This is a genomic window from Dietzia sp. NCCP-2495 (assembly GCF_026011735.1).
Classification (GTDB): Bacteria; Actinomycetota; Actinomycetes; order Mycobacteriales; family Mycobacteriaceae; genus Dietzia.
This window is the reverse complement of sequence record NZ_BRVN01000005.1, coordinates 142251-159537: the sequence shown is the minus strand read 5'-3', so window position 1 is coordinate 159537 and position 17287 is coordinate 142251. Positions and strand designations below refer to the sequence as shown.

14 protein-coding genes are annotated in these 17287 nt (G+C 69.8%); 8 read left to right on the top strand and 6 right to left on the bottom strand.

Features of this window, described 5'->3' with window-relative positions; all coding sequences use genetic code 11:
• The first annotated feature begins 5 nt into the window (after nucleotides 1-5).
• From OPF83_RS07255 to OPF83_RS07245, 3 genes are read left to right on the top strand one after another with little or no spacing between them, the layout of a single operon-like run.
• Nucleotides 6-1784, top strand: coding sequence for a class I adenylate-forming enzyme family protein (locus tag OPF83_RS07255; protein ID WP_264886646.1), 1779 nt, complete (start codon nucleotides 6-8; stop codon nucleotides 1782-1784).
• A 27-nt stretch (nucleotides 1785-1811) separates the two neighbouring features.
• A complete protein-coding gene (locus OPF83_RS07250) occupies nucleotides 1812-2627 on the top strand; it encodes an SDR family oxidoreductase (protein ID WP_264886645.1) in 816 nt (271 codons plus the stop codon).
• 44 nt (nucleotides 2628-2671) lie between these two features.
• Nucleotides 2672-3496, top strand: coding sequence for an aspartate dehydrogenase domain-containing protein (locus OPF83_RS07245; protein ID WP_264886644.1), 825 nt, complete (start codon nucleotides 2672-2674; stop codon nucleotides 3494-3496).
• 31 nt (nucleotides 3497-3527) lie between these two features.
• On the opposite strand, the gene OPF83_RS07240 is transcribed toward OPF83_RS07245, so the two are convergent.
• Together OPF83_RS07240 and OPF83_RS07235 are read right to left on the bottom strand one after the other, a co-directional pair.
• Nucleotides 3528-5903 (bottom strand): arylsulfatase, encoded by a 2376-nt coding sequence (locus OPF83_RS07240; protein WP_264886643.1) that lies wholly within the window; start codon nucleotides 5901-5903, stop codon nucleotides 3528-3530.
• A complete protein-coding gene (locus tag OPF83_RS07235) occupies nucleotides 5900-6799 on the bottom strand; it encodes a TauD/TfdA family dioxygenase (protein WP_264886641.1) in 900 nt (299 codons plus the stop codon). Before OPF83_RS07235 ends, OPF83_RS07240 begins: the two co-directional genes overlap by 4 nt.
• A 185-nt stretch (nucleotides 6800-6984) precedes the next feature.
• On the opposite strand from OPF83_RS07235, the gene OPF83_RS07230 reads away from it, so the two are divergent.
• On the top strand, nucleotides 6985-7584 hold the full coding sequence (locus OPF83_RS07230) for a TetR/AcrR family transcriptional regulator (protein WP_264886640.1): 600 nt from the start codon (nucleotides 6985-6987) through the stop codon (nucleotides 7582-7584).
• Nucleotides 7581-8612, top strand: a complete 1032-nt coding sequence (locus OPF83_RS07225) for a formylglycine-generating enzyme family protein (protein ID WP_309297749.1) — start codon at nucleotides 7581-7583, stop codon at nucleotides 8610-8612. The genes OPF83_RS07230 and OPF83_RS07225 overlap by 4 nt, the downstream gene beginning before the upstream one ends.
• Here OPF83_RS07225 and OPF83_RS07220 read toward each other — a convergent pair.
• From OPF83_RS07220 to OPF83_RS07210, 3 genes are read right to left on the bottom strand one after another with little or no spacing between them, the layout of a single operon-like run.
• Nucleotides 8568-9389 (bottom strand): TetR/AcrR family transcriptional regulator, encoded by an 822-nt coding sequence (locus OPF83_RS07220; RefSeq protein ID WP_264886639.1) that lies wholly within the window; start codon nucleotides 9387-9389, stop codon nucleotides 8568-8570. The genes OPF83_RS07225 and OPF83_RS07220 overlap by 45 nt on opposite strands.
• Nucleotides 9373-10317 (bottom strand): ABC transporter permease, encoded by a 945-nt coding sequence (locus OPF83_RS07215; RefSeq protein ID WP_264886638.1) that lies wholly within the window; start codon nucleotides 10315-10317, stop codon nucleotides 9373-9375. The genes OPF83_RS07220 and OPF83_RS07215 overlap by 17 nt, the downstream gene beginning before the upstream one ends.
• Entirely contained in the window at nucleotides 10310-11428 is a 1119-nt protein-coding gene (locus OPF83_RS07210; protein ID WP_264886636.1) for an ABC transporter permease, read from the bottom strand. Before OPF83_RS07210 ends, OPF83_RS07215 begins: the two co-directional genes overlap by 8 nt.
• A gap of 196 nt (nucleotides 11429-11624) precedes the next feature.
• Between OPF83_RS07210 and OPF83_RS07205 the strand changes: the two genes are divergently transcribed.
• From OPF83_RS07205 to OPF83_RS07195, 3 genes are read left to right on the top strand one after another with little or no spacing between them, the layout of a single operon-like run.
• Nucleotides 11625-12623, top strand: a complete 999-nt coding sequence (locus tag OPF83_RS07205) for an ABC transporter ATP-binding protein (protein WP_264886635.1) — start codon at nucleotides 11625-11627, stop codon at nucleotides 12621-12623.
• Nucleotides 12620-13657 carry an ABC transporter ATP-binding protein gene (locus OPF83_RS07200; protein ID WP_264886634.1) on the top strand — a complete coding sequence of 346 codons (1038 nt, stop codon included), beginning with the start codon at nucleotides 12620-12622 and terminating at the stop codon, nucleotides 13655-13657. Before OPF83_RS07205 ends, OPF83_RS07200 begins: the two co-directional genes overlap by 4 nt.
• On the top strand, nucleotides 13654-15264 hold the full coding sequence (locus OPF83_RS07195) for an ABC transporter substrate-binding protein (RefSeq protein ID WP_264886633.1): 1611 nt from the start codon (nucleotides 13654-13656) through the stop codon (nucleotides 15262-15264). The genes OPF83_RS07200 and OPF83_RS07195 overlap by 4 nt, the downstream gene beginning before the upstream one ends.
• A gap of 541 nt (nucleotides 15265-15805) precedes the next feature.
• On the opposite strand, the gene OPF83_RS07190 is transcribed toward OPF83_RS07195, so the two are convergent.
• On the bottom strand, nucleotides 15806-17233 hold the full coding sequence (locus OPF83_RS07190) for an amidase (protein WP_264886632.1): 1428 nt from the start codon (nucleotides 17231-17233) through the stop codon (nucleotides 15806-15808).
• Between the last annotated feature and the right edge of the window lie 54 nt (nucleotides 17234-17287).

Here is a 17287-nt window from a genome sequence, read left to right as displayed (position 1 = left end):
CTGGGATGACCACTCCCCCGCTGGTCGGGAGCGATTCCGACCCCACGGCTCCGTCCGACCCCACGGTCCCGTCCGGCCCCACGGCCACATCCGACACAACGGCGCCGCCTGCGATCACGGCCCCGTCCGGGGCATACACGGCCGCGCCGTGGCGCGCTCTCTATCCGGACGTCCGGCGGGACGGCTCCACGAGCGAGTTCCCCACTGCGCTGGACATGGTCGCAGCCACCGTGGCCCGTACTCCGGATTCCGACGCGATCCGCTTCGGCGGCGGCCGGCTTTCCTGGCGTGAGCTGGACGAACTCTCGGATGCATTTGCCGTCGGGATTCTGGCCGACGGCTTCCAGTCGGGAGATCGGGTGGCGCTCTACGCGCAGAACGCTCCGCAGTTCGTGATCGCCCAGGTGGGCACGTGGAAGGCGGGCGGGATCGCCGTGTCCGCCAATCCGATGTACCGCTCCCGGGAACTGTCGGAGATCCTCACCGATTCCGGGGCCATTGTGCTAGTGGCGATGGAGGACCTCTACCGGGACGTGGCGTCGCTCGTGGTGCAGGCGACGCAGGTGCGCACGGTGCTGACGATTCCGGAGGGAGGGGCCCTCACTGCGGACCGGGTACCGGGCGGCGCCGCTGCCGACGCGGCCACTGGCGGCCGGGTCGACGCGGAAACCACGGACCTCGCCGACCTGCTCGAGCGCTACCGCGACCAGCGGCCCGCGGAGGCGGAGCTGGGCCCGGAGTCGGTCGCTTTCCTGACCTACACCTCGGGGACCACCGGCCCGCCGAAAGGCGCCGTGACCACGCACGCCAACGTGGTGTTCAACGCCCGCACTTACCGCGACTGGGTGGGGCTGGGCCCCGACGACGTCATCCTGGGCGTCGCACCGCTGTTCCACATCACCGGGCTGGTCGGCCACATCGCCGTGTCCCTGCTGACCGGGGCACCGCTGGTGCTGATGGGCCGGATGGATCCGGCCGAGACCGTGCGGACTGTCGCCGAGCACGGCGCCACGTTCACGGTCGGCTCCGCCACGGTGTTCATCGCGCTGATGAACGTCCCCGACGTGGATCCGGCGGCGCTGTCCACGCTGACCAAGATCTATTCCGCCGGCGCGCCGATCCCGCCGAGCACCATCCAGGCATTCGAGGAGAAGTTCGGGCACTACATCCACAACATCTACGGACTCACCGAGACCACCTCGCCCTCGCACGCCGTGCCATTCGGCGTCCGTGCACCCGTCGATCCGGACAGTGGTGCCACCTCCGTCGGCGTGCCGGTCTTCGACACGATGGTGCGGATCATCGGCGAGGACGGCTCGGAGCTCCCTACCGGCGAGGTGGGCGAGCTCGTCACCCGCGGCCCCCAGGTGGTGGCCGGCTACTGGAACAAGCCGGAGGCCACCGCCTCGGATATCCCTGGCGGCGAACTCCGCACCGGGGACGGGGGCTTCATGGACTCAGACGGGTGGTTCTACATCGTCGATCGCAAAAAGGACCAGATCAACGCGTCCGGCTACAAGGTCTGGCCCCGCGAGGTGGAGGACGTGCTCTACGAACACCCGGCCGTGCGCGAGGCCGCGGTGGTGGGCGTGCCCGACGAGTACCGGGGAGAGACGGTGAAGGCGTTCGTCAGCCTCCGACCGGGAGTCTCCGCCACTCCGGAGGAGCTCATCGATCACTGCCGTACCCGCATGGCGGCGTACAAATATCCCCGACTGGTCGACATCATGGACGAGATCCCCAAGACCGCAACGGGGAAGATGCTCCGCCGCCAGCTCCGCTGACCACCACTCGAGTAGAGGACCCCTCACGTGACCACCACCGCAGACAGCAGCGCAGATTCATGTCCCGCGTCTGACCCCGCCTGGCTCGACGGTGCCGGGGTTGTCGTCACCGGGGCCGGCAGCGGCATCGGTCGCGCCCTGGCCCGCCGCCTGGCACAGGCCGGGGCCAAGGTGGTGGTCAACGACCTCGACTCGGCGGGCTGCGAGGCCACCGCGCGCGAGATCGGCGCACTCGCGGTGCCCGGCGACGCCGCCTCCGCTGACGGAGTGGCCGCGCTCCTCGCCGGCGCCCGTGCGCACCTGGGCCAGGTCGACGCGTACTTCGCCAACGCCGGTATCGAGACCGGTAGCGACGCGAGCCCCGCGGCGTGGGAGCGGTCGTTCGCCGTCAACATGATGGCGCATGTCCACGCCGCCGACCAGCTGATCCCGGACTGGCTCGAGCGGGGCGAGGGACGCCTGGTGGTGACCGCCTCCGCCGCCGGACTGCTCACCATGCTGGGCAGCGCGCCGTATTCGGTGTCCAAACACGCCGCGGTCGCGTACGCGGAGTGGCTGTCGGTGACCTACGGGGACAGGGGCGTCATCGTCCAGTGCCTGTGCCCGCAGGGGGTACAGACCCCACTGCTTCCCGGTGGAGCGCTCGGCGACGTGGTGTTCGGCGACAACGTGCTCACTCCGGAGCAGGTGGCCGAGGACGTGATGGCCGCCCTGCACGGCGAGGAGTTCTACATCCTCCCGCACCCGGAGGTCGCGACGTTCTACGCGACCCGTGCCACCCAGCCCGAGCGTTGGCTGCGCGGGATGCGGCGGCTGCAGGCCCAGCTGAACTCACGCACCTGACGATGCCTGACGAGAACTGACGAGACTGGGTAGGTTCGGGACGTATGGCCCCTCTCCCCCGGAATCCCGGCAGTGCCCGCCCCCTCACCGTGGCCCTGATCGGGGCCGGCGCCATCGGCGGCGCCGTCATCGAGGCCGTCGAGAACGGGCGGGTCCCCGGGGCCCGCCTCATCGCGGAGCTCCACTCGGGGAGCACGTCTGACGAGATCGATGGGGCGATCGCCGAAGCCGACGTGGTGGTGGAGGCGACCACCGTCGACGCCGCGGAGGAGTTCATCCCGCGCGTGACGGCCGCCGGCAAGGACATCATCGTCTGCTCCTGCGGCGTGTTCGCACGCCACGAGAATCCGCGTGAGCTGATCGCGGCACCGCACGACAGGTCCGCACTGCCGGGCAGGGTGCTCGTGCCCGCCGGCGCGGTCGGGGGGCTGGATGTCCTCGCCGCCGCGTCCCGGGCCAGCACCGCCGACGCCCGGCTGCGTCACGTCACCATCAAGAGCCCCGCCGCGCTGGGGGTCGACGAGAATCTCCGCGAACCACGGGAGGTGTTCCGCGGCAGCGCCCGCGAGGCGGCACTCCGGTTCCCTCGAACCTCCAACGCGTCGGTCGCCCTCGCCCTGGCCACGCTCGGTCTCGACCGCGCAGAAGTAATCGTCCTTGCCGATCCGCAGGTCAGCCGCACGAGACATGTCGTGGAGTTCGACTCACCGCTGGGCAGCTACGAGCTGAGCTTCGAGAATTCGCTGGACCCGGGCTCGGGCGGACGGACCTCTGCCATCACTGCGTGGTCGGTCGCCGAACTGCTCATCGGCATCCGCGACAGAGTGGGCCCGGGCGCTGTCGTCCTCGACGGCACAGCCGAGACCTAGCCTCGCCGCCCACTCAACCTCAGTGGGACGGTCAGTGGGTGGCCAGCTCGATCCGCTCCCGTCGCGCCCGCGGCAGTTCGGCGCCGCGCTGCAGATCGACCCGTACGTGGTGCAGCACCGCTCCCCGCACCGGGAACGCCCCGTCGTAGGAGTGACTCACGGCGCTGCCGCGACTACGACCGACGTCCAGCGTCTCGTTCATACTGAACATCGCTGGTGCGGTCACCGCGATGCGACCGGCACCCACCTGCTCGCCGTCGACGAACAGCAGCAGGTCGGCGCCCGCGGCGATACCGCCGTCGTAGGCGAACTCCAGCTCCACCGTGCGAGCGCCCGGGCCCAACGCCGCGGTGCCGGCGGCCCGGCCGCGAGCGCGACCGAAGAAGTTGTACTCGAACACCGGCACGCCCTCGAGCAGGTACAGGGACAATCCACCGAAGCGCCCACCCAGGCTGAGCAGCACGCCCTCACAGGGGTCGCTCTCCGCGCTGACGGGGTCCACGTCCAGTGACGCCGAGAGCAGGAAACCCCGGTTGAACAGCGTCGGCGCGGCTTTCTCGTGGAGTCCGTCCATGTGCGGGTACAGCGTGATCGACGAGCGGCCCGCCATGGGGTGCGGCGGCCGGTTCGCGGCGCCGGCCTGGCGCCCGACCGTGGAATCATCCAGTGGCAGCACGTCATACCGGGCGGCCTCGGCGATGAACTTGGTCGTGAGCCGCTCGAGGATCTCAGGATGCTCGGCGGCCAGGTCGCGGGATTGCGACCAGTCCGCGCTCGTGTCATACAGCTCCCAGGTGCTCTCCGTCAGCGGTGTCAGGTCCACACCGCCGGTCGCCATGAGCCACGGCGCGCGCTGCGCGGTGACGGCGGTCCACCCGTGGTCGTAGATCCCCCGGTTGCCGAAGATCTCGAAGTACTGCGTGGTGTGACGGTCAGGCGCGTCGGGCTCAGTGAACGTGTACGCCATACCCACGCCCTCCAGCGGCTTCTGCGCCACCCCGTCCACGGTGTGCGGCATGGGCATACCGGCCGCCTCGAGGATGGTGGGCGTGATGTCCACGCAGTGGTGCCACTGGTGGCGCAGGCGCCCGGGCTCGGTGATCCGCCCCGGCCAGTGCGCGACCAGCCCGTTGCGGGTACCGCCGTAGTGCGAGGCGACCTGCTTGGCCCACTGGTACGGGGTGTTCAGCGCGAGCGCCCACGATGCGGGGAAGTGTGGGTACGACTCGGGCCCGCCGAGCGCGTCCCAGTTCTCGAGGATCTCCTCGGTGGTCGACGGGATCCCGTTGAGCCCGGCCAGATAGTTGAGCGCTCCCAGGCGTCCGCCCTCGGTGGAGGCGCCGTTGTCCCCCACCATGTACAGCGCCAGGGTGTTCTCCAGCGCTCCGGTCACCTCGAGGTGGTCGATCAGGCGGCCGACCTGGTCGTCGGTGTGCTCGAGGAACCCGGCGTACAGCTCCATGAGGCGGGCGGCCGCGCGGCGCTCGTCGTCGTCCAACTCCTCCCAGTGCGGCAGGCCGGGCGCCCACGGGCCGAGCTCGGTGTCCTCCGGCACCACACCGAGGTCCTTCTGGCGGGCCAGGGTGCGCTCGCGAAGCGCGTCCCAGCCGTCGTCGAACTCGCCTGAGTACCGGTCGCGGTACGCCTCGGGAACGTGCAGCGGCGCGTGGCAGGCCCCGAACGGTAGGTAGCAGAACCACGGCTGGTCGGGTGCCACTGATCCCAGTTCGTCGGTCCACTGGATGGCCCGGTCCACCAGGTCCTCGGTGAGGTGATAGCCCTCCTCCGGCGTGCGCGGTGGGTCGACCTGCTTCCTACCGTCGTAGAGGACGGGGGTGAAGTGGTCGGCCTCGGCACCGAGGAAGCCGTAGAAGGTGTCGAACCCCTCCTCGGTCGGCCAGCGATCGAACGGCCCGGCGGCCGTGGTCTCCCACGGCGGGGTCTGGTGCATCTTGCCGAACGCGCCGGTGGCGTAGCCGTTGCCGCGGAGTACCCGCGCGACGGTGGCGGCCGAGTCGGGCCGCACCCCGGTGTACCCGGGGGCGCGCGTGGCCATCTCGGAGATCACGCCCATCCCCACGCTGTGGTGGTTCCGTCCGGTGAGGGTGGCCGCGCGGGTCGGCGAGCACAGGGCCGTGGTGTGGAAGCGCGTGTAGCCGGCGCCGTCGCGGGCCAGCCGCTCGATCGTGGGCGTGCGGCACGGGCCGCCGAAGGCCGAGGAGGCGCCGAAGCCCACGTCGTCGAGCATCACCAGCAGGATGTTGGGCGCACCGTCGGGGGCGCGGACCTGCTCGGCTCCGGGGAAGGCGTCCTGCTGGTGGCGGCGGTCCATCTCGGCGGGGATCCGGCCGGTGAGTCGCCGAGCGGGGAGGACGTGTCGGTCGACGGCCGGTGCGGATTCGGTCATGCCGGTATGTCCCCGACGATCGCGACCCGCTCCATGACGCGCCGGTTAGGGAAGTAGTCACTACATGCGTAGTGCTGCGTGGCGCGGTTGTCCCAGAACGCGACGGTGCCGGGAACCCAACGCAGCCGGACCTGGAAGTCGGGCATCTTGACCTGGTCGATCAGGCGCCGCAGTAGCTCCCGCCCCTCCACGAGGTCCACGTCGTCGATCCGGGTGGTGAACAGGCTGTTGACGAACAGCAGCTTGCGCCCGGTCTCAGGGTGCGTGCGCACGACGGGATGGTGCTGGGGTGGGTACTGCGCCTGCATCTCGGCGAGCTTCTCGGGGGTCATCCCGAGCCCGAACGACGGCGTGAAGTCGTGGGTGGCCGTGAGTCCGTCGATGCGCTCCTTGATGTCCTCAGGCAGGGCATCGTAGGCGTTACCCATGTCGGACCACAGGGTGTCGCCGCCGGCGGCGGGGACATCGATGGCGCGCAGGACCGACCCGAGCGGCGGGCGCTGCTGCCACGAGACGTCGACGTGCCAGATGTTCTCCATGCCCGGGTTCTCCTGGCCGCGGTCGAACCGCACGACCTCGGGGATCTCCCCCTGGTCCAGCAGTGGGTGGACCTCGAGCTCGCCCCAGTGCGCGGCGAAGTCGCGGTGATGACGGGCGGTCAGGTGCTGCTGGTCGCGGAAGAACAGGACCTTCCGCTCGAGCAGCGCCCGTTTGAGCTCGTCGATCTGTTCCGGGGTCGGGGCCGCGAGGTCGACGCCGGAGATCTCGGCGCCGATGAAGGGCGTGACCGGCCGGAGCCGGAGGTGCTCGTACGGCGCGGGCTCGTCGGCGCTGACGCCCAGTCGCAACCGTTTGGGTCCGAATTCGATCCTGTGTTCACCGACGGTGATCTGCATGGGGGTTCCTTTCGGGAGGGGCCGCTGGCGGCTTCCGGGTGAAGAGTGAGGGGTGAAGGGTGAGGGGCGCGTGACGGGGCGGGATGAGCGGGAGGGGACGGTCCGGAGATGACTTATCTGCCGATCGTGCGCGAGATGGTCCCGGTCACATCCCTAACTGTAGACGTTCGTCTACAGTTGTGTCCATGAACGCTCAGAAGTCCGGCAAGCCCTCCGGCCGCGAGGCCGTTCGCCGTGCGGTCCTGGGAACGGCGCGCCGCGTGTTCGCGGCCCGAGGTCCGCGCGCGTCGCTGCGGGAGGTCGCCGAGGCCGCGGACGTCAACCTCGGCCTCATCCACCGCCACATCGGCAACAAGGACGACCTGCTGGCCGAGGTCCTCGACTCGGGCCTGCGGCACGGCTCGGCCCGGCTCGACGCCCACACAGGCGCTGGCGCCGCCGTCCGCTCGATGCTGCTAGGCGCCACCGCCAATCCCGAGTTCAGCCGTCTGCTCCTGTGGCTCTCGCTCGATCCCGGCGCCGTGGGCCGCCCCGTCCTCGAGGCTTCGGACCGCCCGGCCCGCGCGGTGCTCGACATGACCGATCCCCCACCCGCCGATGAGCTGGGCCTGGCGATGGCGCTCACGGTGATCTACGCCTGGCCGGTGCTGCGCGAGCAGATCATGGACGTCCTCGAGTTCACCCCCGCCCAGCGTGACGGGGTCGACGAGCGCATGGCCGACCTCACCGAGCGGGTCGTGACAGGATCGACCGCGAGGGTCACCGAGGAAGAGGAAGAACTATGACGACGACGAGCTCGTGCTGCTCCCCGTCGGGTCCGCTCGGTCCCGGTGAGCCCGATCCTGCAGGGGCGAGGGGTCCGGATTCCGGCGGTGTGCCGTGGCCGGGCGATGCCGTGCCGGGGGCGGGCGCCGGGCGACCCCGTCGCCAGAAGATGATCCCCGCCGGCGTGTTTCGGATGGGCGATCACCACGACGAGGGCTACGCCGCGGACGGCGAGGTACCGGTCCACGAGGTCAGACTGCGGTCGTTCCGGATGGACGAGGCCACGGTGACCAACGCGCAGTTCGCGACCTTCTGCAAGGACACCGGGTACGTGACCGAGTCCGAGCAGATAGGCGTGTCGGCGGTGTTCCATCAGGTCGTGGAGGCCGCCCGGGCGGATGTCCTCCACGAGCTCGCCGCCACGCCCTGGTGGGTCGCGGTCAGGGGTGCGAACTGGCGCCACCCGGGCGGCCCCCGGAGCTCGATCACGGACCTGCAGAACCATCCGGTGGTCCACGTGTCCTGGAACGACGCGCAGGCGTACTGCGCGTGGGCCGGTACCCGCCTGCCCACCGAGGCCGAGTGGGAGTACGCGGCCCGCGGCGGCCTCGACGCGGCCCGTTTCCCGTGGGGCGACGAGCTCACGCCGAAGGGACGCTGGAACCTCAACGTGTGGCAGGGGCGGTTCCCGACCCACAACACCGGCGATGACGGTCACATCACCACGGCGCCGGTGCGGTCGTACCGACCGAACGCCTACGGCCTGCACCAGATGGTCGGCAACGTGTGGGAGTGGTGTTCCGACCGGTTCGACCCCGGCTGGTACGCGGTGTCCGGGGTGGACGATCCGCAGGGACCCGGGCCGGAGGAGCACTCCGCGCTCGCGCCGGGCCGCTCCCCGGGCGGCGAGGACTGGCGTGTCATGCGCGGCGGCTCCTACCTGTGCCACGACTCCTACTGCTACCGGTACCGCGTCGCCGCGAGGTCGTCCAACACCGCCGACTCAGCTACCGGGAACCTCGGGTTCCGCTGCGTCCGCGATCTCTGACGGCGCCGCGCCCGTGCCCATGCCGGCGCGCAGTGCCGCCTCGATCATGTCGAACAGGTGGGCCACGACCTTCTCGAACTGCGTGTTGACCACGGTGTTGTTGGCGTCGCGGCGATCCTCGTAGACCGCCAGGGACCCGGTGAACATCTGGGTCGCCAGGTCGATCCGCTCGAACGCCGCCCGGCGTGGGAGGTGGGACATCGCGTCGATGAGCCGCACCACCACGTCGTCGGTCGCCGTGCGCAGGTTCACCTCCGGCACAGCCGGGCCGAAGACCGGCCCGACCCGCTGGAGGAAGCGGGCGTAGTGGGTCGCCTCGGGCGAGGCCCGCAGCAGGTCCACCATCGGGTCGAACAGCACGTGTACGAGCGCCGTGAGGTCCGTGCCCAGGCCCACCTCGTCGACCTCGGCCAGTCGGCGCTTCCGCTCCGTGTCCAGCGCGACGAGACGCCGACGCAGGATCTGCGTGATGAGGCCGTCCCTGCTGCCGAAGTGGTACTGCACCGCGGAGTTGTTCCGCTGCCCGGCTGCCGTGGCGACGTCGCGCATCGAGACGTTGTCCAGTCCCCGGGCGCCGATGAGTTCCTCGGCGACGTTGACCATCAGGCTCTTGGCGTCGCGGGGGTCCTCGCCGCCGCCCACGGGGCCGCCGCCGGGCTCGTCGGTGGAGGCGTTCTCCGGTGCTTCCGGGCCGCCCGCTTCCCGGGCTCCCGGGCTACTGTTCTCCGGGCCTTCCGCGCCGTCGACCCCGGAGCCAGCATCAGATCTTTGCCGCACCTGGACTCCACTTCCGTCCTGCGCTCTCACCGAGGTGATTGAAACTCAACACGGTGAGGAACAGTACTGTCGCCGGGACGCCCACGAGATAGGGGTATCGCTCGAAGTCCGCCTGACCGGCACTGATCATGTTGCCCCAGGTCGGTTCCGGTCGCGGGATACTCAGGCCCAGGTAACTCAGCGACGCTTCGGCGACGATGAGCACGGCCACCAGCATGAAGCTGTAGGAGAAGACCGCCGGCAGGATGTTCGGGGCGACCTCGCGGAACATGATCCGGAGCTCGCCGGCGCCCAGCGACCGGGCCGCGGTGACGAACTCCCGCCCCGAGTACGTCATGGCGTTGGCCCTGACGAGCCTCGCGAACGAGGGCACCACCATGATTCCCAGCGCGAGCGTGACGTTGGGCAGGGTCGGGTCGAGGACAGTGACGATCGCGATGAGCAGGATCAGCGAGGGGAACGCGAGGAGTGTGTCGGTGAAGATCGACACCACCCGGTCGGTCCAGCCGCCGCGGTATCCGGCCACCAGGCCGAGGACGCCACCGATGATCGCTCCCACGACCACGCCGCCGATGCCCACCACGAGCGACACCCGGGCGCCGTAGAGGAGGCCACCCAGGACATCGAGCCCCTGCGAATCGGTGCCGAGGGGATGGGCGGAGGCCAGGTCGGGCGGGAGCATCGAGGGGGTCATCAGGGCCAGCGACGGGTCGCGGGCCTCGGAGAGGGGGAGAAAGTCCACGATCAGGGCGCCCACCACTATCAGAACGGTCCATGCCAGAGCGAGGATCGTCCCGAGCCCGCCGAGACCCGGCGGTCGCCGACGCGGCCGAGGGGACGCGGACCCGGTGGTCGGTCCCTGCACCCGGGCCCGGACCCGGTCCTGGTCGCGGGACGGATCGGTGGGGGTCGAAGTGTTGTCAGCCACGGCGGATCCTCGGGTCGATGAGTGCATAGGTGACGTCCACGATCGTGTTGACCAGGACGTAGAAGACGGCGATCACGATCACTCCGCCGAGCACGACGGGGAGATTGTCGTTCTGCACGGCGTCGACGATCATGGTGCCCATTCCGGGGAGGTTGAACAGGCGCTCGATCACGACGGTGCCGCCGATCAGCCGTCCGAGGCTGATGCCCGCGAGCGTGATGATGGAGACCGTCGATGGCCGGAGCGCCTCGGAGACCAGGACGTGGCGGGTGGGCATGCCCTTGGCGCGGGACGACAGGACGAAGTCCTGCTGCAGTGTCGAGATCATGTCGGTGCGCAGGACGCGGGTGAAGATCGCGACCTCCATGAGGGCCAGGGTCAGTGCCGGCAATGCGATGCTGCGGAGGTTCTCCCCGAGTCCGTCGGTCAGCGGCTCGAACCCCTGTCGTGGGAACTCGGGCAGCAGGAGGGCGATCAGCGCGAGGATCCCGCCCACGACGAGGCCGCCGATGAGGGACCGGCTCCACATGACACCGGGTGCGTCCTTCCCACCGCGTCGACCGATCGGGGACAATGCCACGGCCAGTGCCACGATCGCCGCGAGCCCGAAGAGGAGTTGCTGGGCGAGCGAGTGGTTGAACACGAACAGGTAGATGAGCAGGAGGCCGCCCACGAAGCTGGGCACCGAGATGAACGCGAACGCGACGATCGAGGCGACCTGGTCGAAGACGCCACCGCGGCGGTAGGCGGACCACACCGCGACGGGAACGGCGATCAGCAGCGACAGGATGATCGCCGTGAACGCGAGTTGGATCGTGACCGGGAGGGCGTTGCCGATCATCTCGGAGACGGACTGGTTCGGCGGGATGAGCGAGTTGCCGAGATCGCCTCGCACGATGTCACCGGCCCAGTTCCCGAACCGTGTGGCCACAGGGTCGTCGAGACCGAGTTCCTCGCGGGCGAGTTGGTACTGCTCCTCGGTCGCGCCCGGTCCGACGGCGGACGCCGCCGAGTCACCCGGCACCGCCTCCATCAGGAAGAACGCGCCGACTGCGGCGAGTATGACGACGACGACCGCGTGCAGAGCGCGTTCGCCAATGAACCTGAGCACGTGGGTGGACCCTTCGATTGAGACACCGCATGAGGCGGTTGCTTAATTGTCTTGACGTAGACACCATAAGTCGTGATACTCATCACAGCAAGACGGATTAAGTAGATGACTTAGACCGGACCACGATCCAGAGGAGGCAGTCATCACCGCCGCCCCATCGCGCGACTCGAGCACGCAGTCCGACCGCGCCACCCCGTTGCTTGAGGTCCGTGATCTCCGCACCCACATCGATACTCCCGGTGGGAGAATCACCCCTGTCGACGGCGTCGACATCTCGCTCTACCGCGGTGAGACGATCGGTATCGTCGGCGAATCGGGCTCCGGGAAATCGATGCTCGTGCGCTCGATCATGGGTATCGCGCCGTCCGCCGCGACCGTCGACCAGTCCTCGACGGTCCGCTTCGACGGACGTGACGTGTTGGCGCTCGGCCAGCGCGAGTCCCAGAAGTTCTGGGGCCGCGAGATCGCGATGGTCTTCCAGGATCCGCTCACCTCGCTCAATCCCATCCGCACGATCGGCCGGCAGATCACCGATCCGATCCGGCACCATCTGGGTCTGAGCCGCAAGGACGCAATCGAGCTCGCCGTCGAACTGCTCGACCGAGTCCGCATCCCCTCTCCCCGGGCGCGGATGAACGAGTACCCGCACCAACTCTCGGGCGGCATGCGCCAGCGCGTCGGCATCGCGATCGCCCTGTCGTGCTCCCCCAAGCTGCTCATCGCGGACGAGCCCACCACCGCACTCGACGTGACCGTCCAGCACGAGATCCTCGACCTGCTGCACTCCCTCCAGTCGGAGAGCGACATGGCGATGATCCTCGTCAGCCACGACCTCGCGGTGGTCTCCCAGCACACCGACCGGATCGGCGTGATGTACGCGGGACACTTCCTCGAGGTGGGCGCGACCCGGGCCATGCTCGACGAGCCCGCACACCCGTACACCGACGCACTTTTGTCGTCGATCCCCCGCCCGGACCTCCCGCCGCACAGCCGGCTGACCGTCATCGACGGGCGACCGCCGAACCTCCGCGACATGCCACAGGGATGCCGGTTCGCCCCGCGCTGCACCCGCGTATCCGACGTCTGCCGGAGCGTCGATCCGTCGCTCGAGGACACAGGTGGCGCGTCCGTGCACCGGGTCGCCTGCCACCACCCGTTGATCCCCGTCCTCTCCGGCTCGAGCGAGGCATCATGACCGGCACCACCATCACCGACGACGCCGCGCAGAACCCGGCGGGCGCGGGCCCGGCTGGCGAGGCGAAGCTCGTCGTCGACTCCGTCACCGTCGAGTACTCCACCCGCAAGGGCACCGTTCACGCGGTCAGCGACGTCTCCCTGGACGTGCCGCACGGCACCACCCTCGCCCTGGTGGGCGAGTCGGGTTGCGGCAAGTCCAGCCTCGGCCGGGCCATGCTCCAGCTCCCCCGACCCACGTCCGGCAGTGTGCGGGTGGACGACACGGACCTGACGACGCTCTCGGGGTCCGCCCTCAAGTCCGCCCGGAAGATGATCCAGATGGTCTTCCAGGACCCCATCTCCTCGCTCAATCCACGACGCACCGTGCGGGACATCGTGGCCGAGGGACTGGAGATCCAGGGAACCGGCGGCAGTCGCGCGGACATCCGGCAGAAGGTCGACGCCGCGCTCGAGGCCGTGGGACTGGATCCCCAGCACGCCGGTGACCGCCGTCCGTCGGAGTTCTCCGGCGGCCAGTGCCAGCGCATCGCTCTGGCCCGCGCCCTGGTACTCGAGCCCGAAGTCCTGGTCTGCGACGAGCCGGTGTCCGCACTGGACGTGTCCGTGCAGGCGCAGATCCTCAACCTGCTCGAAGACATGAAGGAGCGCTACCGACTGACCATGGTGTTCATCTCCCATGACCTGTCGGTGGTGCACAACATCGCCGACAAGGTCGCGGTGATGTACCTGGGCACGGTGTGCGAGGTCGCGGACACGGAGACTCTCTACCGCTCCCCCGCGCATCCGTACACGATGCTCCTCATCTCGTCGGCCCCGACGCTCAGCGGCACGCTCGCCGACACCCTGGGAGAGGCCCCCATCACGGCCACGAGCTCCGAGCTGCCGTCCCCTCTCGACCCACCGTCCGGCTGCAGATTCCGTACGCGGTGCCCCCGGGCCACCGAGATCTGCGCCAGTGAACGACCCCTGCTTACCGACATCGCACCCGGCCACAAGGTCGCGTGCCATCACCCTTTCGAGGAGATCCGATGAAGAGAACGACCGGCGCCATCGCCGTACTCGCCGCGGCCACGCTGGCCCTCACCGCCTGTGGAGGTGGCGGACCGGAGGACTCCTCTACCGCCGCCGGTGGCGGCGAGGGGCTCACCCCGGCCGCCGGTGAGGAGTGCACCGAGGACAAGGTCGGCGGCACCATCACCATGGGCGAGTACGTCATGCTGCCCTCCTTCATGCCGGGGCAGGGCCAGTACGGCATCCGCGGCGGCGCGGAGTCCGCAGCCATCTACGACCGGCTCATGATCTGGAATCCCGAGTCCCATGAGTTCGAGCCCAAGCTCGCCGAGTCGCTCGAGGCGAACGACGACAACACGGTCTGGACCCTGAAGCTCCGTGAGGGCGTGAACTTCTCCAACGGTGATCCCCTGACCGCCGAGGACGTGGCGTTCAGCGTCGGCCTGCACAAGGACCCGGCCACCCAGTCCGTCGCCATGACGCAAGCGCTCTACGTCACGGAGGCAAAGGTCGTCGACCCGCAGACCGTCGAGTTCACCCTCGACGCGCCGTGGGCCGGGTTCCCCGCGTTGCTCGCGGGGACCGTGGGCGAGGTCATCCCGCAGAAGGCCTTCGAGGCTGCGGGGCCGGAGAAGTGGGCCACCGAGCCGATCGGCGCCGGCGCGTTCGTCCTGGAGTCCTACATCCCGAACCAGGAGGTCGTACTCAAGCCCAACCCCGAGTACTACGACGGCCCGGTGTGCCCGACGCTGGAGTTCATCCGGATCCCCGGCTCCCAGGGCACCTACGACGCGTTCCAGACCGGCGAGCTGCAGGTCGGCGTGCTCCGTGGCGCCAAGTTCGTCTCCGAGGCCAAGTCGGACGGGACCCAGGGCTTCGAGGAGATCATCAGCGCCGGCTCGATCATCAACATGAACTCCGGCAAGTCCGGCTACGACGGTGTCCTCACCGACGTGCGTGCCCGCCAGGCCGTCGCCCACGCCTTGGACCGCGATCTGTGGGACCAGCGCCTCGCCGGTGGCGAGGGACAGCCCACTTCGGCGCTCGTGGCCGAGTCGTCACGCTTCTTCGACGGCCAGGAGGGCCCGGCCTACGACGTGGAGGAGGCCAAGCGACTCGTCGAGGAGGTCAAGGCCGACAAGCCGGACTGGGACGGCACCCTCGAGCTGCTCATCTCGGACGGGCCGGAGAACGTGGAGGCCGGCGTCGTGGCCAAGGCCATGCTTGACGCCGCGGGCTTCAACGTCAGCATCGTCAACGCACCGGTCTCCCAGGTCACCGCTCGCCAGTTCACGGGCGACTACGAGATCGTGATCGGTGGCCTCGCCCCGTCGGACGCCGACCTGGCCTCGACGTTCGCCAGCGGCATGACTCCCGGTGGCGCGACCAACCTCACCGGCATCGATGACCCCGAACTGACGGCGGCGCTCGCCGACTTCAAGGCCGCCGCGGACCTGGACGCCCAGAAGGAGGCGCTGACCACGGTCCAGGAGGTCTACAACGAGGTCATGCCGTTCACGGTCCTGGCCAACGCCGAGCAGTACGTCGTGGTCGACGAGTCGGTCAAGGGCGTCGTGCCCACTCTGTCCTCGGTCGTCCTGTTCGACAACGCCTACGTCGAGGAGTGAGCACAGGAGTGAGTCGAGGAGTGAGCAGCCCCGCTCACCCGTGACGGTGCCTCACGCGCCGTCGACGAGTTCCACCACCGAGCTCCATCACCGAACTGCAGCACCGAGCTCCACCACAACAGTCCGGGCCCCGGGTCACCTCGCCCAGCGGCGAGGTCCCGGGGCCCGGCTGTCTCTACCCGCCCCGCTTCGAGACCATCACCAGCGCCGGCTCCGTCGTCAACCTCAACACCGGCGCGGGCGGCTACGACGGCGTCCTCACCGACGAGCGTGCCCGGCAGGCCCTCACCTACGCGCTGGACCGTGACCTCATCAACCACAACGCGTTCGTCCAGGAGTAAGCGTCCCGCCCGCGCCCCGGGCGTAGCGGCCGAGCGGCCGACGCCCGCGACCGGCCGCACCACGGCCCCGGAACCCGCACCATCGCGGGATCCGGGGCCGTTTCCGTGTCGACACGACGACCGGCGGTGCGCAGGGTCGCCAGCCAGGCCGCCAGCCAGGCCATCTGCTCGACCTCCGGTGCGTACGGCCGTCCGTCAGCTCACCACCCGGCGAAGCCCGGCGCGATCCGGGTCCACGGCGCGGCCGCCTCGAGCTGGCCCGACAGCCGGAGCAACAGGTCCTCGCGCGCGTAGTCGGCAACCAGTTGCACGCCCACCGGCAGGCCACGGGAGTCCAACCCCGCGGGCAGCGAGATCGCCGGCTGTCCGGACAGGTTGAACATGCCGGTACACACCGAGTAGGCCGACGAGCGCGCCCACATCGACTCCGGGTCGGTCACGTCGAGAAACCCCAGCTCCGGGGTCACCGACGGCAACGTCGGCAGCAACAGCACGTCCACTCCGTCGGCCCCGAAGTGCTCGGCGATCGTCCAGCCCAGCCGGTGTGCGGTCTGCAGCGCCCGCGCCACGTCAGGTGCCGAGTGGGTCAGGGAATTCTCGAGGATCACGCGGGTCCAGGGCTCGATGTCGTCGTCGTCAAGATCTCGTCCCAGGGCGGTGAGGCGGTCGTCGATCGTCGCGCGCAGCTGGGCGCCCATGATCGTGCCGACGGCACTCATCCCCGCGAGCACGTCGATCCCCAGCTCCACCTCGCGCACCTCGTGGCCCAGGCCGCGCAGGGTCCCGGCGGTGCGGTCCACGGCGGCGGTGCACTCGTCGTCGGTCGGGAACGGCCCCGGCGCGACCCGCAGCACACCGACCCTCAGGCGGCCGGGATCCGCGCCCACCTCGTCGAGGAACGGGCGCGCGGGCGTGGGGGCACCGTAGGCGTCGCCGGGTACATGACCGGCGACCACGTCGAGCAGCGCGGCACTGTCGCGGACGGTCGTGGTGACCGCGTGGTGGTAGGCCAGAGGTGCGGCGAGGCCGATCGGGTGCGGCCAGGTCGGTACGCGCCCACGGCTGGGCTTGAGGCCGACGAGTCCGCACATCGCGGCGGGGATGCGGATGGACCCGCCGCCGTCGGTCGCGTGGGCCACGGGCACCATCCCGGAGGCCACAGCGGCCGCCGACCCACCGCTCGACCCGCCGGTGGAGTGGCCGGTGTCCCACGGGTTGCGGCAGGGCCCGTGCAGTAGCGATTCGGTGGTGGTGGTCTTGCCCATCTCGGGCACGTTGGTGGTGCCCAGGACGATCATCCCGGCGGCCTTGTAGCGCTGCACGATGGTCGAGTCGACGCTCGCCACGACGTCGGCGAACAGTCGCGAGCCGTCCGCGGCGGGCAGTCCGGCCACGTCGGTACCGAGTGCCTTGATCACCACCGGCACGCCCCGCAGTGGTCCGTCGGGCAGGCCCGCGGCGACCTCGGCACGCGCGGCGTCGAAGCGGGTGGCGACCATCGCGCCCAGGCCGGGGTCGAGGTCCTCGATGCGGCCGATGGCCTGTTCCAGCACGGCGGCGGGATCGAGCTCGCCGGCGCGGATGTCGGCGGCCAGCGCCACGGCGTCGCTGGGGGTCGGGGTGGTCATGGCGGAAACTCCTGAGTGGGTGAGGGGGATTGTTGACGACGACGACAATGCCGC